The organism is Streptomyces sp. NPDC005576 (genome assembly GCF_042871745.1).
Taxonomy (GTDB): domain Bacteria; phylum Actinomycetota; class Actinomycetes; order Streptomycetales; family Streptomycetaceae; genus Streptomyces.
This window is the reverse complement of the sequence record NZ_JBIAJC010000015.1, coordinates 150128-172010: the sequence shown is the minus strand read 5'-3', so window position 1 is coordinate 172010 and position 21883 is coordinate 150128. Positions and strand designations below refer to the sequence as shown.

Sequence of the window (21883 nt, the reverse complement as noted above, 5' to 3'; positions counted from 1 at the left end):
CTCGACGCGGGCTGTGGTGAGCGCGCCCGCGCGTGCTCCCTACCGCGCGAGCGGCGAGGGCTCCCCGCAGCCGCAGGAGCGCCGCACCACCAGAGCGGACGGGAACTGCTTCAGCCGCTCCCGCCGGGAACCCGAGACGCGCAGCGAGTCGTCGAGCACCAGGTCCACGGCGGCCCGCGCCATCGCCGGGCGGTCCGAGAAGACCGTGGTCAGGGGCGGGTCGGTGAGTCCGGCTTCCTTGACGTCGTCAAAGCCCGCGACGGCCAACTGGCCGGGCACGTCGATGCGCAGCTCGCGGGCGGCCCGCAGGACGCCGATGGCCTGGTCGTCCGTGGAGCAGAAGATGGCCGGCGGCCTGTCGGGACCTGCGAGCAGGCCGAGGGCCACCTGGTAGGCGTCGTAACGGTTGTACGGGGCCTGGAAGAGGCGGCCCTCGGTGGAGCGGCCCGACTCGTGCATCGCCCGGCGCCAGCCCTCGACGTGGTCGGCGACCGGGTCGCCGACGGCCGGGGTGGACTCCATGCCGCCGAGGCAGGCGACGTACTCGTAGCCGTGTTCCAGCAGGTGGCGGGTGGCGAGCTGGGCGCCGCCGATGTCGTCGGTGACCACCGCGACGTCGTCGATCGCCTCGGGGCGCTCGTGCAGCAGCACCACCCGGGCGTCCCACGCCTCTATCTCGGCGGCGGCCCGTTCGCTGGGGCCCTGGCTGACCAGGATCAGCCCGGAGACCCGCATGCCGAGGAACGCCCGGAGGTAGTGGACCTCACGCTCGTCGCGGTAGTCGGAGTTGCCGACGAGGACCATCTTCCCGCGCTCGGCGGCGGCCTGTTCGACGGCGTGCGCCATCTCCGCGAAGAACGCCTGCCGGGCGTCCGGCACGATCATCCCTATGAGGTCGGTCCGCCTCGACGCCATCGCCTGGGCAACCCGGTCGGGCCGGTAGCCCAGTTCCTTGATGGCGGCTTGTACCCGCTCACGCGTGGCCGGGGCGACCGGCCTGGGTCCGTTGTTGATGACGTAGCTGACGACCGCGGTCGACGTACCCGCCAGTCTCGCCACATCGTCCCGCGTCACCTTGGCCACGCGCGGCAGTCTACGCGGAGGGAACCGAGGTCAGTCCTGCCCGTCGGCCCCCTGATCCGTGGTGGATCGGTGCACGGCGTCGGACGGGGTGCACCCGCGGGGCCGGGGAGCGTCCGCACACGGGATGCGTGGGGACGCTCCGACGACGTGGTGGGGTGCCGCGGCTGTCGCCGCGCACCCACCGGGACCCGTGGGCCGCCCCTATCCCTTCACCGGCTCGGCCGCGGGCTCCTCGGTGACCTCCACCGCCGGCCCGGGTCGCTCCGCCGGCGCGTCCGGCGGGGTGCTGCCCCGCGACGCCGATTCCTGGGTCGCCTGCTTGCGGTCGCCCTTCTCCGGCGCAACGAACCGGTAACCGACGTTGCGGACCGTGCCGATGAGCGACTCGTGCTCGGGGCCGAGCTTGGCGCGCAGCCGCCGTACGTGGACGTCGACCGTGCGGGTACCGCCGAAGTAGTCGTAGCCCCAGACCTCTTGCAGCAGCTGGGCGCGGGTGAAGACCCGGCCCGGGTGCTGGGCGAGGTACTTGAGCAGCTCGAACTCCTTGAAGGTCAGGTCCAGGACCCGGCCCTTGAGCTTCGCGCTGTACGTCGCCTCGTCCACGGAGAGGTCACCGTTGCGGATCTCCATGGGGGAGTCGTCGGCGGTGATCTGCTGCCGCCCGGTGGCGAGCCGGAGCCGGGCCTCGACCTCGGCAGGACCCGCCGTGTCCAGCAGGACGTCGTCGATGCCCCAGTCGGCGGTGACGGCCGCGAGGCCGCCCTCGGTGACGACGAGGATCAGCGGACAGCCGGGTCCGGTGGAGCGGAGCAGCTGGCAGAGGGAGCGGACCTGCGGGAGGTCACGCCGCCCGTCGACCAGGATGACGTCGGCACCGGGGGTGTCGACGAGAGCGGGTCCCTCGGCGGGGGCCACCCGCACGCTGTGGAGCAGAAGACCGAGGGCGGGAAGCACCTCCGTCGACGGTTGAAGGGCATTCGTCAGGAGCAGCAGTGAGCTCATCGCCGCTCACCTGCCTCGGTCGTCGGTCGATCGTGGTGCACGTTTCGCTCGCCCATTACGTCGGTCCTCCTCGTTCCCCCTGCGAGAGGGGCACTCCCGGGTCGGACCCGGGGGAGATGCGGCATCACTTCGTACTGCTGCGGGGCTGTACGGCTAGGCCCTGCGGCATTCGTCATACAGGTTTTACGGGTGCGGCCCCGCGCCCTGGGGTCGCTGAGCTTGTTGAAACGTCTCCGTAACAACGCGCGGAAAGCACAAAAGGATCCGGGGGCTGCTCTGCCCGGATCCTCTTCGCAGCAGAATAGCCCACATGAGTTCACTGGTAGAGGGTCGATTCGTGAGTTCTTCTGTTCCCTTGATCACGCGAACCCCGCAGTACGCCACATTGCTCACCGATGACGGGGTCCCGGTGGAGGCGGTGTACGAGCCGTGTACGGCAGGGGTCGGGCCGGGCGCCGCAGGGGTCGAGGAGCAGACGGCGATCGTGCTCGCGCACGGTTTCACCGGCTCACTCGACCGGCCCGCCGTCCGGCGTGCCGCAGGTGTGTTCCTGCAGCGTGCGGCGGTGGTGACCTTCTCCTTTCGGGGGCACGGAAAGTCCGGCGGAAAGTCCACCGTGGGGGATCGCGAGGTCCTCGACCTGGCCGCCGCGGTGGCCTGGGCGAGGTCTCTGGGACACCGCAGAATCGTTACGGTCGGCTTCTCCATGGGCGGTTCCGTGGTGCTCCGGCAGGCCGCCCTGTATACGAAAGAATCCGTATCCGACGAGGGGGCCGTTCGGGGGGTGGCGAAATCCGCCGGTCCTGCCGCGGGTCGCGCCGCGGGGCCTGCCTCGGGTCCTGCCCACGTCGACGGGGTGATCTCGGTCAGCTCCCCGGCCCGCTGGTACTACCGGGGCACTCCGTCGATGCGACGGCTGCACTGGGTGGTCACCCGGCCCACCGGACGGCTGGTCGGCAGGTACGGGCTGCGCACCCGCATCCACGACGAGGACTGGGACCCGGTGCCCCTCTCGCCGGTGGAGGCGGTTCCGCTGATAGCGCCCGCCCCACTGCTGGTGGTCCACGGCGACCGGGACCCGTACTTCCCGCTGGATCACCCCCGGATGCTGGCCGGTGCGGCGGCCGAGGGAGCCGCCGAACTGTGGCTGGAACGGGGCATGGGACACGCCGAGAACGCCGCGGACGAGGCGCTGCTCGGCCGGATGGCCGACTGGGCGGTCGGCGGGTGACCCATCATGGACAGCGCGCCCGGCACGGCCGAGCGCGGGATGCCACGTGACGCATGTGGCTCGTGCCATGTGTGTGACGCGAGTGACACGACGACGGACGGACGACGAAAGGGGTGCCGCCATGGCGGCGGGGACGATCCGCTACTGGGCCGCGGCCAAGGCAGCAGCCGGTACGGCGGAGGAGCCGTACGCGGCGACGACACTGGCCGAGGCGCTGGACGCCGCGCGGAAACGTCACCCCGGAGAGCTGGTGCGCGTGCTGATGAGGTGCTCGTTCCTGATCGACGGCGATCCGGTCGGAACACGGCGGCATGAGACGGTACGCCTTGCCGAGGGCGGCACGGTCGAGGTGCTCCCGCCGTTCGCAGGAGGGTGAACCGGAGACGATGAGCAGCGCAGAGAACAGGGACCAGAGGGGCGCCCGGCCGCAGGGCCGGGAGCCGTACACGTACGGCGAAGGCGAGGCGTACCCCGAGCACGCCCACCCGGACCAGCAGCAGTACCCCGGCGGCCCGCAGGGGCAGCCGGGACAGGGGCAGCAGGGACACGCGGCGCAGGTTCCGGGGTACGGCGCCGGTGAGGACACCGGCTCCACGCAGACCTGGCAGGGGCAGACCTGGGACACCCAGTACCAGCCGACGGTCCAGCCACAGCAGCAGCAGTTCCAGCAGCCGCAGTTCCAGCCACAGCAGCCGGTCCAGCAGCCGCAGCAGTTCCAGCAGCCGGTCCACGAGCAGCCGCAGCAGTTCCAGCAGCAGTTCCAGCAGCCGGTCCACGAGCAGCCGCAGGCGTACGGGCAGCCGCAGGCGTACGGGCAGCCCGGACAGCCGCAGGCGCACGCGCAGTACCCGCCTCCGGCGCACGGCCGGCAGGAACCGCAGCAGCCCCAGCAGCCGTACGGGCACCACCACCAGCAGCCGTACGGGCAACAGCAGCCCCAGCAGCCCCAGCAGCCCCAGCCGTACGGCCAGGCCCAGCAGCCGCAGCAGTACGGCCAGGCCCAGCAGCCGCAGCAGCCGCAGCCGTACGGCCAGGCCCAGCAGGCGTACGGGCAGGCCCCGTCGCCGTACGGGCAGCCGCAGCAGGGGTATGCCCAGCAGCAGGGATACGCCCCGCAGCAGCACGGCCAGCAGCAGGGTGCGCAGCAGGCGTGGGGCCAGCCCCAGCCCCAGCACCAGCCTCAGCCGCAGCCCCGGTCCACGCCGCCGCCCCAGCAGGCCGCGTCCGACGCGGCAGAGACGGCGTTTCTGCCGCCGGTCGTCGGGGCGGCGGCTCCCGCGTCGGGTTCCTACCCGCTGCCCGCCGAGGTCCCGGTGGCTCCGGCGGCCCAGGCGGCCCCGGCTCCCGCGGCGGAGCGTTTCGGCGCGCCCGTACCGGCGGCCACGGCCGCTCCCGCGCCGGGGCAGCCCGGTGCGGACGGATACGGCGTTCCCACCACGCTCGGCAACACCCGGATCACCGACGCCCAGCGTGCCCGCGCCGAGGGTCGTTCGCCGATCATCGCGCCGGGCATGCAGCCCGCCGCGCTGACGGCCGTGCTCGGCCTGCTGCTGGCGCTCGGCGCGTGGGTCGGTCAGTACGCGCTGGCCGTACCGCTGGTGCTGCTCCAGGCCGTCACGGCGGCCGGGTGGTTCCGGCTCAACGGCATGTGGCCGGCCCGGCAGGGCATCGCGCTCGCCTTCCTCGGCGGGTTCGTCGCGGACGTCGCGCTGCTCGCGGCCGGCCGTGACCACGGCCCGGCCGCCCTCCTCGGCACGCTCGGTGTGTGGGTGCTGCTCACCGTAGTGCTCCAGCTGCGGAGCCACGCGGGGGCCGACGAGCGGATGTCGGGGCTGATGGCCACGGTCGTGTCGGCGGCCCTCGCGGTGCTCGCGGGCGGGTACCTCGCGGCGGACCCGGACGTGGTGGTCGCGGGCGGGATCGCCGTCGCCGGTGCCGCGCTCGTTCGCGCGCTGCCGCTTCCCGGGCCGGTCTCCGTGGCCGGGGCGCTGGTCGCCGCCGCCGGGTTGGGCGCGGTGGGCGGCGGTATCGCCGGAATCGGCATGCCGGGCGCGGTGCTGTCCGGCCTCGCGGCGGGCGTCTGCGCGCTCGTGGGGCTCCGGGCGGCCAGTTACGACTACCCGTCCCGGTTCGTCCACATGACAGCCGGTGTGGCGCTGCCGCTGACCGCCGCGGCGCCGGCCGTCTACCTCGTCGGCAGGATGATCGGCTGACGATCGGCTGATCTTCCCGGGAACCGACCGGGTACCCCGCTTCGTCGCTCACTCCGGGCTTTCCGTGGCCGTGTCCGGCCCATGGGAAGCCCGGAGTCCGTCGGCGAGAGTGGGAGAAGGACAGGCATGCGCGCACTGCGAATACTGCTGACCGTCGTGGTGGTGCTGGGGGGCCTGTTCGTGGCCGTCGACCGCCTCGCCCTCCACTTCGCGGAGAAGGAGGCGGCGGACCGGGTCGAGTTCACCGGTGCCACGGCCGCCTCGACCGACGTCTCGATCCACGGTTTCCCCTTCCTCACCCAGATCGCGGAGCGCGACCTCGACCGGGTCGACGTCACGCTCAAGGGCATCAGGGCCGGCAGCAACGGCGACACCATCCGGATCAGCGAGCTGCGGGCGGAGCTCGACCGGGTCATCATCGGCGAGGGGTACTCCAGCGCCCGGGCCGGTCTCATCAAGGGCACCGCGCTGGTCACCTACGCGGACCTGACCGCCGCCGCCGAGGACGGCATCACCGTGCAGTACGCCGGCGACGGCAAGGTCAAGGTCAGCGGCACCGTGGAGATCCCGGTCCTCGGCAAGGAGATCACCCGCAGCGTCATCTCCTCGGTCACCCTGATCGACGGCCGTACCGTCCGGGTCCGCGCGGACGCGGTGCCGGGTGAGGGCATCCCCGGCCTGGAGGGGCTGGTGCGGACCCGTACCGACTTCGAGCGGAGCCTCGGCGGACTCCCCGACGGCGTGGTGCTGAAGAAGATCGAGGCGCTCCCCGAGGGGCTGGAGGTCTCGGTGGAGGCCACCGACATCGCCCTCGCGGGCTGACGTCCCGGAGCCGCCCGCGCGAGGCATCCGACCGGATGGTGAGACGGCGGCGTCCGTACCGCAGATGGGGTGCCGACGACTCCCCGTCCGGGCGCCGCGGGAGGGGCGGATTCCCGTTCCGCGTCTCGCATCGCGGACGATACCGTCTCATCATCCGACATGCCGGTGACATCCCCGCCTCCGGCTCCCTACGATCGGACACATGAAGCGACAGGCGGACCTCACGAAGCGGCGGGCAGTAGACCTGTGCCGCGTCGCCGCCATGCTCTGTCGCCCCTTCTGAGCAGGACGTTCCGTACCGTCCCGCTTCCCTCCGGCCCCTCGACCGTTGAACCGTCGGGGCCGGACCGTGCTCCCGGTGCACGCCCACGCCCGGCGTCCGCGTGTCACCCGCAGCACTCTTCACTCCGCATGACACCGCCGCAGACTGCCCCGGAGGAGAACACATGAGCCGCAGCGACGTACTGGTCGATGCAGACTGGGTCGAAGCCCACATCGACGACCCGCAGGTCGCCATCGTCGAGGTCGACGAAGACACCTCGGCGTACGAGAAGAACCACATCAGGAACGCCATCCGGATCGACTGGACGAAGGACCTCCAGGACCCGGTCCGCCGTGACTTCGTCGACCAGGCCGGCTTCGAGAAGCTCCTTTCGGAGAAGGGCATCGCCAACGACACGCTGGTGGTCCTCTACGGCGGCAACAACAACTGGTTCGCCTCGTACGCGTACTGGTACTTCAAGCTCTACGGCCACGAGAACGTCAAGCTCCTCGACGGCGGCCGCAAGAAGTGGGAACTGGACTCCCGCGACCTGACCGACGCCGTCCCGGCGCGCCCGGCCACCGCGTACAAGGCCAAGGCCCAGGACGAGTCGATCCGCGCCTACCGCGACGACGTCGTGGCGGCCATCGGCACCCTCAACCTGGTCGACGTGCGGTCCCCCGACGAGTTCAGCGGCAAGCTGCTCGCCCCGGCGCACCTCCCGCAGGAGCAGTCGCAGCGTCCCGGCCACGTGCCCGGCGCCCGCAACATCCCGTGGTCGAAGAACGCCAACGACGACGGCACCTTCAAGTCGGACGACGAGCTCAAGGCCCTCTACGAGGACGAGCAGGTCGACCTCTCGAAGGACACCATCGCGTACTGCCGCATCGGCGAGCGTTCCGCGCTGACCTGGTTCGTCCTGCACGAGCTGCTCGGTCAGGAGAACGTCAAGAACTACGACGGTTCGTGGACCGAGTACGGCTCCCTCGTGGGCGTGCCGATCGAGCTCGGCGCCAACAAGTAACCGGCTCCATCCCGTCATTCGCAGGACCCCCGACCCAGAAGGACTGAACACCATGTGTGGAGCAAAGGCCGGCGGCCCCGACGCTTCGACCATCAAGCCCGGCGAGACGACGATCCAGGGCAGCGTGACCCGCGACGGCGAGCCCGTCACCGGATACGTCCGTCTGCTGGACTCGACCGGCGAGTTCACCGCCGAGGTCCCGACCTCGGCGACCGGGCAGTTCCGCTTCTACGCGGCCGAGGGGACCTGGACGGTCCGCGCGCTGGTCCCGGGCGGCAGCGCCGACCGCACCGTCGTCGCGCAGACCGGTGGCCTCTCCGAGGTCGCCATCGCCGTCTGAGCGAAGTGAGCCGCTGATCGGTGCGGCGCCCCGGCGAGAGCCGGGCGCCGCGCCTTGAGGCAGGGCCGGAGGGCCGTACCCCAGGGGGTTGGACGCCACCTGTGACAGAAGGGGTACGGCCCTTCGCGCTGCCCGGACGGTGAGCGATCCGACGGGATCAGTCGGAACGGGGCCTTCCGGCCTATCCTGGAGGTATGTACGCCCGGCGCCGGCGCGGCTACTTCCTGCTGATGGGCGGATGCGTCGTCCTCTTCGTGTCCGCCTGGGCCTTCGTACGCCTCTGGTCGGTGCCGGTCGCCGTCGGGATGTGCGTGGTCGCCATGGTCATCCCGCCGATCGCGGCGATGGTCGCCAACCGCCGCGGCCCCGAAGACCGGTGGTGGGACGAGTACCCCTCCGGCGACCCGAAGTCCGACGAGTGGTGGGACGAGCTGGACGACAGGAAGCGTCGCCGGTACGACCGTTGAGCCCCGACGGAGGGTGACGGTCCGTCAGTACACCAGTGCCTGGGCGTCGTCCGCCATGACCTCCTGGACGAACACCTGCGCCCCTGCGATCCGCACGCCCTCCAGGACGTCCCGCTCCGTGATGTCCCGCCTCGCCGCGCACTGGGTGCAGAGGGTGATCCGGCCGCCCGCCATGATCGACTCGATGAGATCGGGCAGCGGTGCGGCGTGCGGGAGTTCGAAGTCGGCGGCACGGCCGGGCAGGGCGAACCAGGCGGACTCCCCGGTCAGCCAGAGCGAGACCTCCACCCCGCTGGCGACGGCGACCGCGGCCACCGTGAACGCCTGCGAGCACCGCTCGGCGGAGTCGGCCCCTGCGGTCACCTTGATCACGAGCTTCTTCGGCATGTGCCGAACTGTAACCGTCCGCCGTGCAACCTCCCCCGTGACCTGTGGGTCAGGCGGGTGCGCAGGGAATGGAACCCGCGCCGGGAGTCTCAGGAGCACGTCCGGGTCGCGTACGTCATCGCCGGGGACACCCTCGCGATGGTCGAGCAGTCCCGGGGCGGCGGGGAAGCGGTGAAGGTGCCGTTCCAGCAGACGCTGATCCTCCAGGACCAGCTGTCGGGCTGAGCCCGGCCCGGTACCCGGTCGAACCGCCGGGTACCGCGAGGACCTGAACGAGAGAGCCGGGCCCCCACCCACTAGGCTGGGGCCCGGCCCTGTATTGGCGCCATTGCCGCCATTCGCTCGTTACGAGGAGTCCCCGTGCTTGAGGCATTCTTCACCACCCTGCTGATCCTGGTCTGCGTCGGCGTCCTCGCCTTCGCCGCGGTGACCGTGAAGAAGCTGTACCAGGGCCAGCGCTGACCCTCGTCCACCTCCGCCATTCCCTCACAGATCGCCTGAGCCGCTCATGATCTCGATTCCGTCCGACCTCCACCGCGACCTCGTTCCGCTGGCTTTCCTGCTGGGCAACTGGGCCGGCGCGGGCGTCGCCGACTTCCCCGGTGACGAGAAGTGCAACTTCGGCCAGGAAGTCTCCTTCAGCCACGACGGCCGCGACTTCCTCGAATACGTCTCGCACTCCTGGGTGCTCGACGCCGAGGGCAACAAGGTCCGGCCGCTGGAGTCCGAGTCCGGCTACTGGCGCATCGACAAGGACCGCAAGGTCGAGATCGTCATGATCCGTGACCAGGGCGTCGTCGAGGTCTGGTACGGCGAGCTGGCCGACACGAAGCCGCAGATCGACGTCGTCACCGACGCGGTCGCCCGCACCGCGGCCTCCGGCCCGTACAGCGGTGGCAAGCGCCTCTACGGCTACGTGAACAGCGACCTCATGTGGGTCGGCGAGAAGGCCACCCCCGACGTCGAGCTGCGCCCGTACATGTCGGCGCACCTCAAGAAGGTCGTCACGCCCGAGGAGGTCGAGGAGATGGCGAAGAGCCTCGGCGACCTCCCCGACGACGGCATCGCCTTCTTCAAGTAGGAGTCGCCGCGAGGCAGGGGCGCCGCGCGGGGGCGCCGTACACTGGGCCCGTGGTATCCACCGACTGGAAGACCGACCTCCGGCAGCGCGGTTACCGGCTCACGCCGCAGCGACAGCTCGTGCTGGAGGCGGTCGACGCGCTGGAGCACGCGACGCCCGACGACATCCTCTGCGAGGTGCGCCGGACCGCGTCCGGGGTGAACATCTCCACGGTCTACCGGACCCTGGAGCTCCTGGAGGAGCTCGGGCTGGTGAGCCACGCCCACCTCGGCCACGGCGCCCCCAGCTACCACCTGGCCGACCGGCACCACCACATCCACCTGGTCTGCCGGGACTGCTCGGACGTCATAGAGGCGGACACCGAGGTGGCGGCCGAGTTCACGGCGAAGCTGCGCGAGACCTTCGGCTTTGAAACCGATCTCAAGCACTTCGCGATCTTCGGCCGGTGCCGCGACTGCGCCGCCGGGCCGGAGCGTGACAACGCCGAGTAGGCGGCGCCCGGCCCCACGGCCGTACGGCGCGCGCCGTAGGCTGGTCGCATGAAGAGCCCCTTGCTGTCCCTGCCCGGCGCCGTCCCCGCCGAAGGCCGCGACGAAGGTGTCGCCGCGCACTACGGCGACCTTTTCCGCGAGCAGCGCGCCCTCGCCGGCGGTGACGGGTTCGTCGACCTGTCGCACCGGGGTGTCGTCACCGTCTCCGGCGACGACCGGCTGAGCTGGCTCCACCTCCTGCTCACCCAGCACGTCACCGATCTCGCGCCGAACCGGGCCACCGAGGCGCTGATCCTCTCGGCCAACGGCCACATCGAGCACGCCCTCTACCTCGTCGACGACGGCACCACGACGTGGATGCACGTCGAGCCGGGGACGCGCGAGGACCTGGTGGCGTACCTGGAGTCGATGAAGTTCTTCTACCGGGTGGAGGTCGCCGACCGCACCGAGGACTTCGCCGTGGTGCACCTGCCGGCCGGTTCCATCACCGAGGTGCCCGAAGGGCTCGCGGTGCGCGAGGAGCCGCACGGCCGTGACGTGTTCCTGCCGCGCGCCGACCTGGAGACGTACACCGCAGGGACCGGACCGGCCGCGGGCATCCTGGCGTACGAGGCGCTGCGCGTGGAGGCGCACCGCCCGCGCCTGGGCTTCGAGACCGACCACCGGACGATCCCGCACGAGCTGGGCTGGATCGGCACGGCGGTCCACCTGCAAAAGGGCTGCTACCGGGGTCAGGAGACCGTCGCGCGCGTCCACAACCTGGGGAAGCCGCCGCGCAGGCTCGTCTTCCTCCACCTGGACGGCAGCGAGGTGCACCTGCCCGGCCACGGCACTCCGGTCCGGCTGGCCTCGGACGGGGCGGAGGGCCGTCAGCTCGGCTTCATCACCACCTCGGCCCGGCACCACGAACTCGGGCCGATCGCCCTCGCGCTGGTCAAGCGGAACGTCGCGGTCGACGCGGAGCTGCTCGCCGGGGACACCGCCGCCGCGCAGGAGACGATCGTCGAGCCGTAGGGCCGAGGGCCGTAGCCGTAGGGCCGTAGGGCCGTCGAGCTTCCCCGGCTTGTCAGACCTCGATGAGCGGGGCTCGTCAGACCTCGATGAGCAGGGTGAACGGGCCGTGGTTGGTGAGCGTGACGCGCATGTCCGCCCCGAACCGGCCCGTCTCCACCCGCGCCCCGAGCGCGCGCAGCTGCGCCACCACCTCGTCCACCAGCGGCTCGGCGACCTCACCGGGGGCGGCGGCGTTCCAGGTGGGGCGGCGCCCCTTCCGGGCGTCCCCGTAGAGGGTGAACTGCGAGATGACGAGAAGCGGTGCGTTCACGTCGGAACAGGACTTCTCGCCCTCCAGGACGCGCACCGACCAGAGTTTCCGGGCGAGTTGTGCGGCCTTCTCCGGGGTGTCCCCGTGCGTCACGCCGACCAGCACGCACAGGCCCTCGCCCATGATCTCGCCCACGATCCCGGTCTCCGGGGCGGCTTCCGTGCCCTCGGACACGGAGACGCTCGCGCCCTCCACTCTCTGTACCACTGCACGCATACAGACCAACCTATCTTGGGCTGAACGGGTACAGAACCCCTGCACCGGCCCCGTACGGAGTGGCACGATGCACGATGTCGGTGTGCCGACGCACCGGTCGAGGGGACTGAACAGTATGAGTACCTATGGAACGGGACAATCTCCCGGTGCCGTACCGACTACGCCCACCACCGTGAGGCCGCCCGTGCAGCGGAGCGTACCGGGACCGGAGAGCGGTCCCGGGGCAGGGGCCGCGGTCGCTCCGGTACGTGCGGCGCTCCCCGCCGCCTCGGCCGGCTCCGTACCCGAACAGGGCGCCGCACACCCGGGCCCCGAGGGGCTCGGGGCGGTCCGTCCGCAGGCCGGGTTCGGCGGGCTCCGGCTTCCGGCGCTGCGGACGATGCGCCGGGACGCCCAGCGGGACGAGGCCGATCTCAGTTACGTACGCCGACTGGTCCAGGGGCGCATCGACATCCTGCGGGCGGAACTGGCCCGTCGGCAGGCCCCGGAGTCCCCGGTGGTGGACCGGCTCCCGGAGATCCTCGCGGACGCCCCGTCGCGGCACCGCACCTCCGCCCGCCACGTCACGCTCCGCACGCCGCGCGGCGACGAGTACCGGAGGCTGGCCGCGGAGACGTTCGCCGAGGTGGAGCTCTCCGACCTCGAAGCCCGTACGGACGAGGAACTGCACACCGCGATGGGCAGGCTCGTCGGCTACGAGAAGCAGGTCTCGCGCCGCCGTCACCAGCTGCAGCGCACGGCGGACGAATGCGGCGCGGAGATCGCCCGCAGGTACCGTGACGGAGAAGCACAAGTAGACGACCTGCTCGCCTGAGGCGATCCTTCCGGGAGCGGGTCCAGCTCCCGGAAGGCCCTCATGACCAGCAATGAAGCCCTCGCCACCCCCTCCGGCTCCGGCGCCCCGCCCGCCGGCCCGGTTCTCGCGGAGGTCGTCCGGTCCGGGTTCCTGGAGGGCCGCCACCGGGGCTCGCTGGTGCTGCTGGCGGCCGACGGCAGCGTGGAGTACGCGCTCGGCGACCCCGCGGCGCCCGTCTTCCCCCGCTCGTCCAACAAGCCGATGCAGGCAGCCGCGATCCTGCGGGCCGGTCTCGACCTGTCCGGCGAACGGCTGGCCCTCGCCGCCGCGAGCCACTCCGGGGAGGACTTCCACCTCGCGCTCGTCGCCACGATGCTGGCCGAGCACGGGCTGAGCCCCGCCGACCTCCAGACCCCGCCCGATCTTCCGCTGGACCCGGTGGAGGCGGAGGCGTACCTCGCGTCCGGCCGGGTCAGGGAGCGGATCACCATGAACTGTTCCGGCAAGCACGCCGCGATGCTCGCCGTCTCCGCGCTCAACGGCTGGGACACCGCGACCTACCTCGACCCCGCGCACCCGTTGCAGCGCCTGGTGCACCAGGTGATCGAGGAGGCGGCGGGCGAACCGGTCGCCTCGGTCGGTACGGACGGCTGTGGCGCACCTCTGATGGCGATCGGGCTGACCGGGCTGGCGCGGGCGTTCCGCTCCTTCGTCCTGGCGGAGCCCGGTACGGCGGAGCGCCGGGTCGCCGACGCGATGCGCGCCCACCCGGAGTACGTGGCCGGCACCCGGCGGCCGGACACCTGGCTGATGCGCGAACTGCCCGGAACCCTCTCGAAGATGGGCGCCGAGGCCGTGCAGGCGCTGGCGCTGCCGGACGGCCGTGCGCTGGCCTTCAAGATCGACGACGGTGGCACCCGGGCACTCGGCCCGGTACTGGCACGCGCGCTGGAACTCCTCGGGGTGGACGCCCCGGTCGTGGCCCGCGTCGGCCGGGCGCCGCTGATGGGCGGCGCGGCGGAGGTCGGTGAGGTGCGGGCGGCGTTCTGACGCTGCGGGGCCTGGTTCTGGTCAGTCGCGGGTGATGGAGTGTTCGACGAGTGCCACGGTGGCCCGGGGGTCCGCCACCTCGATGACCAGGCGGTCGTAGGTCTCGGCGTCGGCGAGTTCGATGACGACCGCCTTGTCGGGGTTCCTCACGTCCCAGAAGAGGCGTTCGCCGTGGCGGATGAACCGGCCCGCGGTGATGACGCGGGGGAGGTTGGTGCCGCCGACCCGGATCCCCTTCGGTTCACGGGCGATACCGGGGTCGTGGGTGGCCCCGCGCACATGGGCGAGGGGGATCTCCAAGCGGCTCTTGAGGCTCCAGAGCTTGTCGAGGCCCTCGATTTCCGCGATCAGCAGGCCGCGTTCGCGGTCGATGGAGATCAGGGCCATGTCAGTGCTCCTTGGGAGTGGTGGGCTGGGTGCCCGGTGTGCTGGGCCGGGCGCGCAGGCGCAGCCGGGCACCGAGGACGGTGGAGGCGGTGTGCGGGGCGTCGTCGCCGTGGGAGGGGCGCAGGGCTTCCTCCAGCGCGGTGATGCCTTCGGCGACCAGCGCGGCGACCTCGGGGTCGTGCGGGGCGCGTTCGGCGGCGGCGAGGAGGAGGAGCCCGGCGGCCGGGCCGTTGTCGAACGAGCCGATCGCCGTCGACAGTGCCCGCGCGGGGTCCGTGACGGTGGCGAGGGCGGCGGTGGCCGGGTGGATCTCGTGGTCGAGGTGGTTCCGCAGCACGGTCAGATGGAGACTGCGCTTGGAGCCGAAGACCTTGTAGAGGCTGCCTCGGTGGATGCCGGTGGCGGTGACCAGGTCATCGACCGAGGTGCCCTCGAAGCCATGGGTGGCGAAGAGGGTGGCCGCCGTACTGACGGCCTGATCGGTGTCGAAGGCGCGGGGTCGTCCCATGACCAGGAGCGTAGGCGTAAGAGAACGATCGGTCAAGAATGAGCGTTCCTTTACGGAGGTGCTCCGGCGACGGGGGCGTCCGTAGCCAGGCTCTCCGGTGCGGAGGCGGCGCGGTGGCGGGCGAAATGCGGGAGACAGGGCGGAGCCCGCCGCCTAGCGTGGGCGGTATGGGCCTGGACATACGAGTGATCACCGCGACCGAGTTCCCCGCATGGCTGAAGGCCGTCCGACGGGGGTTTCTGGAGAGCTCGATGGAGGGTCTGGAGCAGGATGCGGCGGTGAGGCTGGCGCGCACCGACCTCTCACGGGTGCGGGGTGCCTTCGACGACGGGCGGTGCGTGGCGACCTTCCGCTCGTTCGCCCAGGAGCTGACGGTGCCGGGCGGCGCGCACGTCGCGGTGGACGCGATCAGTGGGGTGACGGTCGCCCCCACGCACCGCAGGCGGGGCCTGCTGAGCCGGATGATGGCGACGGACCTCGCGGCGGCGAAGGAGCGCGGCGAGGTGGCCGCCACCCTGATCGCGGCCGAGTACCCGATCTACGGGCGCTTCGGCTTCGGCCCCGCCACCTCGATCACCGAGTGGGAGGTGGACGTCACCCGCTCCGGCCTGGACCGCCACGACCCGCTCGCCGCCGCCCCGGACGGCGGCCGGATCGAATGCGTGGAGGCGGAGGACGTGACGAAGCTGGGCCCGGAGATCCATGCCCGGCTGGCCGCCCGGCAGCACGGTGTCGTCGACCGGCCGGCCTCCTGGTGGACCCGGCACACCGGTGTCGAGGTGCCGGCGGTGGAGAAGTGGACCGAGCCCTTCTACGCCCTGTACCGCTCCGCCTCCGGCGAGCCCGAGGGCCTGGTCACGTACCGCGCCGACGACAAGTGGGGCGACCGCAAGCAGCCGCTCAACACCGCGACGGTGAGCCAGCTGATCGCGGCCAACCCGGCGGCCGAGCAGGCCCTCTGGCGGTTCGTCTGCTCGATCGACTGGATCACCACGGTCCGCACCGGTGGGCGCGCCCCCGACGACCTGCTGCCGCTGCTGCTGCCCGACCCCCGCGCGGCCCGGGTGGTCACGCACGCGGACTGGCTCTGGATGCGGGTGCTCGACACCGCGCGCCTGCTCGCGGCCCGTACGTACGCGCAGGAAGCCACGCTCGTCCTCGACGTCCGCGACCCCGCCGGCCTCGCGGGCGGCGTCTTCCGCCTGGACGCCTCCCCGCAGGGCGCGGAGTGCGTGCCGGACACCCGGAGCGCCGATCTGACCCTGGACGTGCGGGACCTGGCCGCGGTGCAGCTCGGTGACGAGTCGGTGGAGCGGCTGGTCGCCCTGGGCCGGATCGAGGAGAACCGCCCGGGAGCCGCCGCGCTGGCGGACCGCACCTTCCGTACGGCCCGCCGGCCGTGGTGCCCGGACATGTTCTGAGCGGATGCCCGCGCCGGGTCACCGGGCTGGCGTGGCGGTGACGGCGGGGGCGGCTGAGGTGGCTGCGGGTGGCGGGGCGGCTTCGCGCAGTCGGCGGGTCCGGGCGGTTATCGTGCGGGCGTGAACGCTCCGGAGCCTCGATCCCCGCTTCGACCCCGGCGTCGGCCTCTGCTCTTCCTCGATGTCGACGGCCCTCTCATCCCCTTCGGTGCGACCCCGCAGGAGCTGCCGGGCGGGTATCCGGTGTACCGCTCGTCCTCCGGGCGGCCGGAGGACGACGGGAACCCGCTGCTGACCAGGATCAATCCCGCGTACGGGCCCCGACTCCTCTCGCTGGAATGCGAGTTGGTGTGGGCGACGACCTGGATGGCGGAGGCGAACCGCGTCGTCGCGCCGTGGCTCGGGCTGCCGCCGCTTCCCGTCGTGGACTGGCCGGAGGACGTGGACGACGCGGACCAGCGGGGCGGTCTCCACTGGAAGACCCGCACGCTCGTGGACCTGGCGGCCGGGCGCCCCTTCATCTGGGTGGACGACGAGATCACCGACATCGACCGGCGCTGGGTGGCCGGTCACTGCGCGGGGTGCAGGCTTCTCCACCGCGTCGATCCCCGACGCGGCCTGGCGGAGACGGACTTCGCGGCACTCGCGGAGTGGGTGCGCGCGGTCGGTGGCGGCGGCTGCGGTGGCGCGTAGGCCGGGTGCGTACGGCTCGCCCTGCTGCTCGTTCGGCTGCGCGCCCGGCTGCTCGTTCGGCCGCCCGGAAGGCGTCCCGCCTGCGGAAACAGCGAAGGCAGGAAGAGGACACTCTCCCTGCCACTCTCAAGATATAGCGCACCGGGGGGCTTGCGGCAAGGCCCCCCGTGTACCGCAGAATCGCCACTTCCACCGCTCTGGGCGCCCCTCCGGGCGTCGCTTCCGGCGGTGGTCCGGCCGGGGTGAACCGGCATCGCTTCTTCTCGTTCACTGGAGTGCTCATGACGGACGTGATCGTGGTCGGCGGCGGACCGACCGGTCTGATGCTCGCCGCGGAGCTGCGGCTGCACGGTGTGGGGGTGGTGGTGCTGGAGAAGGAGTTGGAGCCCACCCGGCAGTCCCGCTCGCAGGGTCTGCACGCGCGCAGCGTCGAGGTGATGGATCAGCGCGGGCTGCTGGAGCGGTTCCTCCGGCTCGGCACACAGGTCACCTCGGGCGGGTTCTTCGCCGGACTCGGCAAGGTCTGGCCCGAGCACCTGGACACCGCGCACTCGTACGTACTCGCCATCCCGCAGGCCACGACCGAACGCCTGCTGGCCGAGCACGCCGTCGAGCTGGGTGCCGACATCCGGCGGGGCCACGAGGTGGTCGGGCTGAGCCAGGACGACCAGGGGGTGACCGCCGAACTCGCGGACGGTACCCGACTGCGCTCGCGCTACCTCGTCGGCTGCGACGGGGGCCGCAGCGTGGTGCGCAAGCTGCTCGGGGTCGGCTTCCCCGGTGAACCCGCCCGGGTCGAAACGCTGTTGGGCGAGTTGAAGTTGGAGTCCACCCCGGCGGAGGTCGGCTCGGTGGTCGCCGAAGTCCGCAAGACGCAGCTGCGGTTCGGGCTGATGCCCCTCGGCGACGGGGTGTTCCGCGCCATCGTGCCCGCCGAGGGCGTGGCCGAGGACCGTACGTCCGGGCCGACCCTGGAGGAGTTCAGGCAGCGGCTGCGGCACTTCGCCGGAACCGACTTCGGTGCGCACTCACCGCGTTGGCTCTCCCGCTTCGGAGACGCGACCCGCCTGGCCGAGCGCTACCGGACCGGCCGGGTGCTGCTGGCCGGCGACGCGGCACACATCCATCCGCCGACCGGGGGGCAGGGGCTCAACCTCGGCATCCAGGACGCGTTCAACCTGGGCTGGAAACTCGCCGCCGAGGTCAACGGCTGGGCGCCCGAAGGGTTGTTGGACAGCTACCACTCCGAGCGGCATCCCGTGGCCGCCGAAGTGCTCGACAACACCCGTGCGCAGATGGTGCTGTTGTCCACCGACCCCGGCCCCCGGGCGGTGCGCCGACTGCTCTCGGAGCTGATGGACTTCGACGTGGTGAACCACCGGCTGATCGAGAAGATCACTGCCATCGGGGTCCGTTACGACCTCGGCGAGGGCCACGCCCTCCTCGGCAAGCGGCTGCGGGACGTGGACCTGAAGCAGGGGCGCCTCTACGGCCTGATGCACGCCGGACGCGGCCTGCTGCTCGACCGGACCGGCCGGCTCTCCGTCGACGGCTGGGCGGACCGCGTCGACCACGTCGCCGACGGCAGCGACGAACTGGACGTGCCCGCGGTACTGGTACGCCCGGACGGCCATGTGGTCTGGGTCGGCGACGCCCAACGGGAACTGCGCGACCGGCTCGCCCAGTGGTTCGGCGCCGCCACCGGGTGAGGGTGGGGAGGGGGTGGCGTACGCTTCGCGGTCATCGTGAGCGACCGGGTTTCCGGCGGGGTGCGTGTACGGCCTACGGGCCACTTCGGTGGTGGCGTCGAAGGTCGATGTGCCGGGCGATGCGCCCGGTGCCGTCGCGCGGCTGACGCGCCCCATGCCCTTCCGGTGCGTCAGCCGCGGCGGAGGAAATCCTCGCCGACGCCGGTACTACGGGCGAGGCCCGACCGTGGAGCGGGGGTTCTCGGTCCCGGTCGCCGCACGCGTTCCGGTCCGGTTCAGCCGAGTTCGTCGACGTCGGCGACCACGCAACTGACGTTGTCGGGCCCACCGGCTCCGTTGGCGAGGGCGACAAGTGCGAGGACCGCCTCCTCGGGCTCGCGGCTTTCGGAGAGCACCCGGTGGATCGCTCCGGTCGGCACCACCGCCGAGAGGCCGTCGGAGCAGAGCAGGTACCTGTCTCCTCGTCGGGCGTCGTGGAGTCGCACGTCGGGGGTGGCGTCGGCACCCTGGCCCAAGGCGCGTACCAGCAGCGACCGTTGGGGGTGTGAAAGGGCCTCCTCCGGAGCGAGGCTTCCCTCGTCGAGCATCGACTGCACCACGGTGTGGTCATGCGTGATCTGGAAGAGTTCTCCGTCCCGGAGGAGGTGTGCGCGGGAGTCACCGATGTGGACGAGGGCCAGTCGCGAGCCGGTCCAGAGCATCGCGGTGAGCGTGGTGCCTCCGTCTGCGTCAGTCGAATCCGCTTGCTGGGTGGCGTCGTTGACGGTTCGGGCCGCCTGTTCTGCGGCGTCTCCGAGGACGTTGAGGAGGTCACCGACCGGGATGCTCTCGGTCTGCAGGTGCTTGAGGGCCTCGACGGCGGCGGCGCTCGCAGGTGCTCCGTGACTGCCGAAGCCATCGGCCACGGCGAGCAGGCGCGGTCCGGCGTACGCGGTGTCCTGATTGCTCTCACGGATCAGGCCCCGGTCGGAGAGGGCGGCGTAACGGATGGTGAGGGGTTCGGCGATCGGGGACATGGTGGGGTCCTTCCCGGAGAGGTGATCGACGAGGAACGAAGCGAGGTCCCGCCGCGCGGCTGTGTCGGCTTCGACCTGCGCCCAGAACACGCGGATCTCCTGGGCTGCCGCAACCGCGTCCAGCGCGCAGACCCGCTGGATGCGGGCGAGGGGCATTCCCAGCCGCCGGAGCCACGCGACCAGCCGGGCTCGCTCCAACTGCTCCGGCGCGTAGAACCGGTAGCCGGATGCGGGGTCGACGTGCGCGGGTGGCAGCAGCCCGAGTTCGTCGTAGAGACGCAACGCCTTCGGCGACAGCCGGGACGCCTTTGCGAATGTCCCGATGGTCAGCAGCCCCATGCTCGTTCCTCCTCGTGCCGGGCGTGTTGTCCGGCACCACCGATGCTGTGGGCTGCCCCAGGGGGAAGGTCAACCAGGGGTTTGGCCCGACCCGCGGGCGCTCTCCCCGTACCTGCGCGCCGGGCGGTGCAGCCCGGTCCGGCCAGGGCTCCCGGCCCACCCGTCGGTCAGGCCGTACGTACCGCCATCAGCAGCCCGCTCGACCACGCCAGGCGGACGCACCGGAAGTCCTCGCGCCGGTCCAGCGCGGCCAGCAGACGGCGTGCGGAGAGCCCGGTCTCGCGGGGGTGGTCAAGTGTGTGGAGTGATGGCGGATTTCGGGCCGTACCGCGTCGTCGGTCAGGACGCCGGCACCGTCGACGAGCCGATCCGGATGGGCGGTAGGACGTGTGTTCAGTGGTCTGCCGCTTCCCACACCAGACCGCCCGCCTCGTCCACGAGAGCGACACACGCCTTTTCCGTGCCGCCCATGGCGGCGTGCCGGAGCAGGGCGGGCGTCCCTGATTCGAGAGCGGCAGCGATGTCCCGGAGCATGGACGTCACCGAATCCCACAGCGGCACTCCGAGTACCCATGTCTCGTGGTCCCACAGGAGAACCGCGCCGTAGGAATCACCGAGCCGTAGGTCGACGACGAGCCCGTCACCGCCAGGACTCAACGCGATCGGCAGGAACGACGGAAGGAACCGCGGTTCTGGCTCGCCGTTCGCGTCGAACGAGGCCCCTTCCTCTTCCGCCACCTGCAACCAGATCTCTCTCGTTTCCAGGGCTTCCTCCACGTCCACCGGAGCGAACGATCCAGGGATCCAGTAGTCCGCGCGGACGCGATCCAGCATCCACCAGTCGTGCACTTCGGTGGGGAGTGCTGTCCCGAGGCGCGACTCGATCGCACGGAGCCACCCCTGGTCCGTAGCAGCCCTTACCGGCGTCCGGTGGAGACGCTCTTCGAACCAGGCTTCGATACGGTCCCACGACTTCCGCACTCCGTGATCAATCGAGGTCATGGTCGGAAGTTTCTCAGGAAGGGTGGACCGGTGCGTTTCCGCGCCGGCGAAGGCGGCCCCGGTCGGACGAGCAAGTCGGCCGTGAGCGACGGGCGGCCCACCGGGACTCCCTACTCCGCAGCGAGGAAGGTCCGGACATCGGCCGTCAGGGAAGTCATCCGCCCGCCGGCCTCCAGCCAGGTCGTCATGTAGGTGCGGTATCGGGCAGGGCTTTGGCACGCAGGTAGGGCGGGTCAGCGGTTTCTCGCGGCCAGTTCCTCCACCGCAGTAGGGTCCAGGAAACTGGGGAGGGGGATCAGGTGGAACGGATGCGAGTCCTGTTGTTGGACGCGGCTCCTGGCCAGTTGCTCGACCGGGAGCTGGAGCGTCTGCTGGGCCACGGGCTGGCCGTCACGCTGAACCTCCGGCGGGATGATCGGTCGGTCGGAGCTGGCAGCGATGCGGTCGGGATCGATCCTGCTCAACACCGCCCGGGATGGGATCGTCGACGAGCAGGCGTTGGCCGACGCACTGGGCGACGCGGAACACCCCCTCGCGGCGGCAGCCGTCGACACCTTCGAGCACGAGCACGCCACCTTCGCCTCGCCGCTCTTCGGCCTGCCGAACGCCCTGCTCACCCCGCACCTTGCCGGGATGACCAAGGCCGCCATGGCTACGGCGGCGATCCGATGCGCGGACCACATCGCAGCCTTGCTCGCCGGACGCCCGGACGGTGTGCCCGTGGTGACCGTCGAGACGGAGCTGATCGCGCAGGGCCATGAGGCAGAAAGCGTTCGCGGGAGGCCCGGCCGAACGGGCAAGGAATCCGGGTTCCTCGCGCGACGCCCGTAGGCCAACCCCTGGAGGCGTCGCCACGCAGGTCGATGGGGACTCGTTCACTTCGCCGAGCAGATCCAGCGGGGAATCCTCGCAAGCACGGGGAACGGACACTTCGCGGCCGTCCCAGAAGATCTGAAGGGATGAGGTGTCTCCGAGCTGGGCCTTGTCAGTTCTGCTGGGGCGGTTCCGAAGCCGGGCGG

At 71.5% G+C, this 21883-nt stretch carries 26 protein-coding genes; 18 read left to right on the top strand and 8 right to left on the bottom strand.

Annotated elements, in window-relative coordinates:
* Positions 1–39: 39 nt before the first annotated feature.
* Both ACFYPN_RS26270 and ACFYPN_RS26265 read right to left on the bottom strand, forming a co-directional pair.
* Complete coding sequence (locus ACFYPN_RS26270) at positions 40–1083, bottom strand: LacI family DNA-binding transcriptional regulator (RefSeq protein ID WP_358759230.1); 1044 nt, start codon at positions 1081–1083, stop codon at positions 40–42.
* A 201-nt stretch (positions 1084–1284) separates the two neighbouring features.
* Positions 1285–2085 (bottom strand): response regulator transcription factor, encoded by an 801-nt coding sequence (locus ACFYPN_RS26265; RefSeq protein ID WP_358759232.1) that lies wholly within the window; start codon positions 2083–2085, stop codon positions 1285–1287.
* Positions 2086–2395: 310 nt separating this feature from the next.
* Here ACFYPN_RS26265 and ACFYPN_RS26260 point away from each other — a divergent pair, with 310 nt between their 5' ends.
* The 8 genes from ACFYPN_RS26260 (at position 2396) to ACFYPN_RS26225 (ending at position 8444) form a co-directional block, all read left to right on the top strand.
* Complete coding sequence (locus ACFYPN_RS26260; protein ID WP_358759234.1) at positions 2396–3316, top strand: alpha/beta hydrolase; 921 nt, start codon at positions 2396–2398, stop codon at positions 3314–3316.
* Between the two features lie 121 nt (positions 3317–3437).
* On the top strand, positions 3438–3692 hold the full coding sequence (locus ACFYPN_RS26255) for a MoaD/ThiS family protein (protein WP_358759236.1): 255 nt from the start codon (positions 3438–3440) through the stop codon (positions 3690–3692).
* 10 nt (positions 3693–3702) lie between these two features.
* A complete protein-coding gene (locus tag ACFYPN_RS26250; RefSeq protein WP_389301466.1) occupies positions 3703–5529 on the top strand; it encodes a hypothetical protein in 1827 nt (608 codons plus the stop codon).
* A 126-nt stretch (positions 5530–5655) separates the two neighbouring features.
* Positions 5656–6351, top strand: a complete 696-nt coding sequence (locus ACFYPN_RS26245) for a DUF2993 domain-containing protein (protein ID WP_358759238.1) — start codon at positions 5656–5658, stop codon at positions 6349–6351.
* A gap of 202 nt (positions 6352–6553) precedes the next feature.
* On the top strand, positions 6554–6634 hold the full coding sequence (locus ACFYPN_RS26240; RefSeq protein WP_350751515.1) for an Ms5788A family Cys-rich leader peptide: 81 nt from the start codon (positions 6554–6556) through the stop codon (positions 6632–6634).
* 163 nt (positions 6635–6797) lie between these two features.
* Complete coding sequence (locus ACFYPN_RS26235) at positions 6798–7637, top strand: sulfurtransferase (protein WP_389301463.1); 840 nt, start codon at positions 6798–6800, stop codon at positions 7635–7637.
* Between the two features lie 52 nt (positions 7638–7689).
* Entirely contained in the window at positions 7690–7977 is a 288-nt protein-coding gene (locus tag ACFYPN_RS26230; RefSeq protein ID WP_030925040.1) for a DUF1416 domain-containing protein, read from the top strand.
* 194 nt (positions 7978–8171) lie between these two features.
* Positions 8172–8444, top strand: coding sequence for a DUF3099 domain-containing protein (locus ACFYPN_RS26225; RefSeq protein ID WP_358759241.1), 273 nt, complete (start codon positions 8172–8174; stop codon positions 8442–8444).
* 24 nt (positions 8445–8468) lie between these two features.
* On the opposite strand, the gene ACFYPN_RS26220 is transcribed toward ACFYPN_RS26225, so the two are convergent.
* Positions 8469–8831 carry a DsrE family protein gene (locus ACFYPN_RS26220; protein ID WP_358759243.1) on the bottom strand — a complete coding sequence of 121 codons (363 nt, stop codon included), beginning with the start codon at positions 8829–8831 and terminating at the stop codon, positions 8469–8471.
* Positions 8832–8888: 57 nt separating this feature from the next.
* On the opposite strand from ACFYPN_RS26220, the gene ACFYPN_RS26215 reads away from it, so the two are divergent.
* The 4 genes from ACFYPN_RS26215 (at position 8889) to ACFYPN_RS26200 (ending at position 11417) form a co-directional block, all read left to right on the top strand.
* Positions 8889–9056, top strand: coding sequence for a hypothetical protein (locus ACFYPN_RS26215; protein WP_389301459.1), 168 nt, complete (start codon positions 8889–8891; stop codon positions 9054–9056).
* Between the two features lie 283 nt (positions 9057–9339).
* Positions 9340–9912: an FABP family protein gene (locus tag ACFYPN_RS26210; protein ID WP_389301456.1), complete on the top strand. Its 573-nt coding sequence runs from the start codon at positions 9340–9342 to the stop codon at positions 9910–9912.
* Between the two features lie 50 nt (positions 9913–9962).
* Positions 9963–10403: a transcriptional repressor gene (locus ACFYPN_RS26205; RefSeq protein ID WP_358759246.1), complete on the top strand. Its 441-nt coding sequence runs from the start codon at positions 9963–9965 to the stop codon at positions 10401–10403.
* A 48-nt stretch (positions 10404–10451) separates the two neighbouring features.
* Positions 10452–11417, top strand: coding sequence for a folate-binding protein (locus ACFYPN_RS26200; RefSeq protein WP_358759248.1), 966 nt, complete (start codon positions 10452–10454; stop codon positions 11415–11417).
* A gap of 76 nt (positions 11418–11493) precedes the next feature.
* Here ACFYPN_RS26200 and dtd read toward each other — a convergent pair whose 3' ends face one another.
* The gene (gene dtd, locus ACFYPN_RS26195; RefSeq protein ID WP_389301452.1) at positions 11494–11943 is read right to left on the bottom strand and encodes a D-aminoacyl-tRNA deacylase; all 450 of its coding nucleotides are present in this window, start codon (positions 11941–11943) and stop codon (positions 11494–11496) included.
* Positions 11944–12058: 115 nt separating this feature from the next.
* On the opposite strand from dtd, the gene ACFYPN_RS26190 reads away from it, so the two are divergent.
* Together ACFYPN_RS26190 and ACFYPN_RS26185 are read left to right on the top strand one after the other, a co-directional pair.
* Complete coding sequence (locus ACFYPN_RS26190) at positions 12059–12757, top strand: ABC transporter substrate-binding protein (protein WP_358759252.1); 699 nt, start codon at positions 12059–12061, stop codon at positions 12755–12757.
* A 42-nt stretch (positions 12758–12799) separates the two neighbouring features.
* The gene (locus tag ACFYPN_RS26185; RefSeq protein ID WP_389301449.1) at positions 12800–13789 is read left to right on the top strand and encodes an asparaginase; all 990 of its coding nucleotides are present in this window, start codon (positions 12800–12802) and stop codon (positions 13787–13789) included.
* A 21-nt stretch (positions 13790–13810) separates the two neighbouring features.
* On the opposite strand, the gene ACFYPN_RS26180 is transcribed toward ACFYPN_RS26185, so the two are convergent.
* Both ACFYPN_RS26180 and ACFYPN_RS26175 read right to left on the bottom strand, forming a co-directional pair.
* On the bottom strand, positions 13811–14176 hold the full coding sequence (locus ACFYPN_RS26180; protein ID WP_358759256.1) for a hypothetical protein: 366 nt from the start codon (positions 14174–14176) through the stop codon (positions 13811–13813).
* A 1-nt stretch (position 14177) separates the two neighbouring features.
* A complete protein-coding gene (locus ACFYPN_RS26175; protein WP_358759258.1) occupies positions 14178–14684 on the bottom strand; it encodes a TetR/AcrR family transcriptional regulator in 507 nt (168 codons plus the stop codon).
* 167 nt (positions 14685–14851) lie between these two features.
* Between ACFYPN_RS26175 and ACFYPN_RS26170 the strand changes: the two genes are divergently transcribed.
* From ACFYPN_RS26170 to rox, 3 genes are all read left to right on the top strand, one after another.
* Positions 14852–16105, top strand: a complete 1254-nt coding sequence (locus ACFYPN_RS26170; RefSeq protein WP_358759260.1) for a GNAT family N-acetyltransferase — start codon at positions 14852–14854, stop codon at positions 16103–16105.
* A 120-nt stretch (positions 16106–16225) separates the two neighbouring features.
* Positions 16226–16798 (top strand): hypothetical protein, encoded by a 573-nt coding sequence (locus tag ACFYPN_RS26165; protein WP_389301446.1) that lies wholly within the window; start codon positions 16226–16228, stop codon positions 16796–16798.
* Between the two features lie 281 nt (positions 16799–17079).
* A complete protein-coding gene (rox, locus tag ACFYPN_RS26160; protein ID WP_389301443.1) occupies positions 17080–18507 on the top strand; it encodes a rifampin monooxygenase in 1428 nt (475 codons plus the stop codon).
* A gap of 275 nt (positions 18508–18782) precedes the next feature.
* Here rox and ACFYPN_RS26155 read toward each other — a convergent pair whose 3' ends face one another.
* Positions 18783–19862, bottom strand: a complete 1080-nt coding sequence (locus ACFYPN_RS26155; RefSeq protein WP_389301441.1) for a MerR family transcriptional regulator — start codon at positions 19860–19862, stop codon at positions 18783–18785.
* A 393-nt stretch (positions 19863–20255) separates the two neighbouring features.
* Positions 20256–20864, bottom strand: coding sequence for an SMI1/KNR4 family protein (locus tag ACFYPN_RS26150; RefSeq protein ID WP_389301438.1), 609 nt, complete (start codon positions 20862–20864; stop codon positions 20256–20258).
* 411 nt (positions 20865–21275) lie between these two features.
* On the opposite strand from ACFYPN_RS26150, the gene ACFYPN_RS26145 reads away from it, so the two are divergent.
* The gene (locus ACFYPN_RS26145) at positions 21276–21695 is read left to right on the top strand and encodes an NAD(P)-dependent oxidoreductase (RefSeq protein WP_389301435.1); all 420 of its coding nucleotides are present in this window, start codon (positions 21276–21278) and stop codon (positions 21693–21695) included.
* Positions 21696–21883 lie beyond the last annotated feature (188 nt).

Coding starts and splice junctions, on each gene's coding strand:
- ACFYPN_RS26190 (WP_358759252.1), top strand. CDS start 12,059: ATGAGTACCTATGGAACGGGACAATCTCCCGGTGCCGTACCGACTACG.
- ACFYPN_RS26250 (WP_389301466.1), top strand. CDS start 3,703: ATGAGCAGCGCAGAGAACAGGGACCAGAGGGGCGCCCGGCCGCAGGGC.
- ACFYPN_RS26170 (WP_358759260.1), top strand. CDS start 14,852: ATGGGCCTGGACATACGAGTGATCACCGCGACCGAGTTCCCCGCATGG.
- ACFYPN_RS26155 (WP_389301441.1), bottom strand. CDS start 19,862: ATGGGGCTGCTGACCATCGGGACATTCGCAAAGGCGTCCCGGCTGTCG.
- ACFYPN_RS26255 (WP_358759236.1), top strand. CDS start 3,438: ATGGCGGCGGGGACGATCCGCTACTGGGCCGCGGCCAAGGCAGCAGCC.
- ACFYPN_RS26225 (WP_358759241.1), top strand. CDS start 8,172: ATGTACGCCCGGCGCCGGCGCGGCTACTTCCTGCTGATGGGCGGATGC.
- ACFYPN_RS26150 (WP_389301438.1), bottom strand. CDS start 20,864: ATGACCTCGATTGATCACGGAGTGCGGAAGTCGTGGGACCGTATCGAA.
- ACFYPN_RS26175 (WP_358759258.1), bottom strand. CDS start 14,684: ATGGGACGACCCCGCGCCTTCGACACCGATCAGGCCGTCAGTACGGCG.
- ACFYPN_RS26265 (WP_358759232.1), bottom strand. CDS start 2,085: ATGAGCTCACTGCTGCTCCTGACGAATGCCCTTCAACCGTCGACGGAG.
- ACFYPN_RS26210 (WP_389301456.1), top strand. CDS start 9,340: ATGATCTCGATTCCGTCCGACCTCCACCGCGACCTCGTTCCGCTGGCT.
- ACFYPN_RS26240 (WP_350751515.1), top strand. CDS start 6,554: ATGAAGCGACAGGCGGACCTCACGAAGCGGCGGGCAGTAGACCTGTGC.
- ACFYPN_RS26230 (WP_030925040.1), top strand. CDS start 7,690: ATGTGTGGAGCAAAGGCCGGCGGCCCCGACGCTTCGACCATCAAGCCC.
- ACFYPN_RS26200 (WP_358759248.1), top strand. CDS start 10,452: ATGAAGAGCCCCTTGCTGTCCCTGCCCGGCGCCGTCCCCGCCGAAGGC.
- dtd (WP_389301452.1), bottom strand. CDS start 11,943: ATGCGTGCAGTGGTACAGAGAGTGGAGGGCGCGAGCGTCTCCGTGTCC.
- ACFYPN_RS26220 (WP_358759243.1), bottom strand. CDS start 8,831: ATGCCGAAGAAGCTCGTGATCAAGGTGACCGCAGGGGCCGACTCCGCC.
- ACFYPN_RS26145 (WP_389301435.1), top strand. CDS start 21,276: ATGATCGGTCGGTCGGAGCTGGCAGCGATGCGGTCGGGATCGATCCTG.
- ACFYPN_RS26185 (WP_389301449.1), top strand. CDS start 12,800: ATGACCAGCAATGAAGCCCTCGCCACCCCCTCCGGCTCCGGCGCCCCG.
- ACFYPN_RS26180 (WP_358759256.1), bottom strand. CDS start 14,176: ATGGCCCTGATCTCCATCGACCGCGAACGCGGCCTGCTGATCGCGGAA.
- rox (WP_389301443.1), top strand. CDS start 17,080: ATGACGGACGTGATCGTGGTCGGCGGCGGACCGACCGGTCTGATGCTC.
- ACFYPN_RS26245 (WP_358759238.1), top strand. CDS start 5,656: ATGCGCGCACTGCGAATACTGCTGACCGTCGTGGTGGTGCTGGGGGGC.
- ACFYPN_RS26260 (WP_358759234.1), top strand. CDS start 2,396: ATGAGTTCACTGGTAGAGGGTCGATTCGTGAGTTCTTCTGTTCCCTTG.
- ACFYPN_RS26235 (WP_389301463.1), top strand. CDS start 6,798: ATGAGCCGCAGCGACGTACTGGTCGATGCAGACTGGGTCGAAGCCCAC.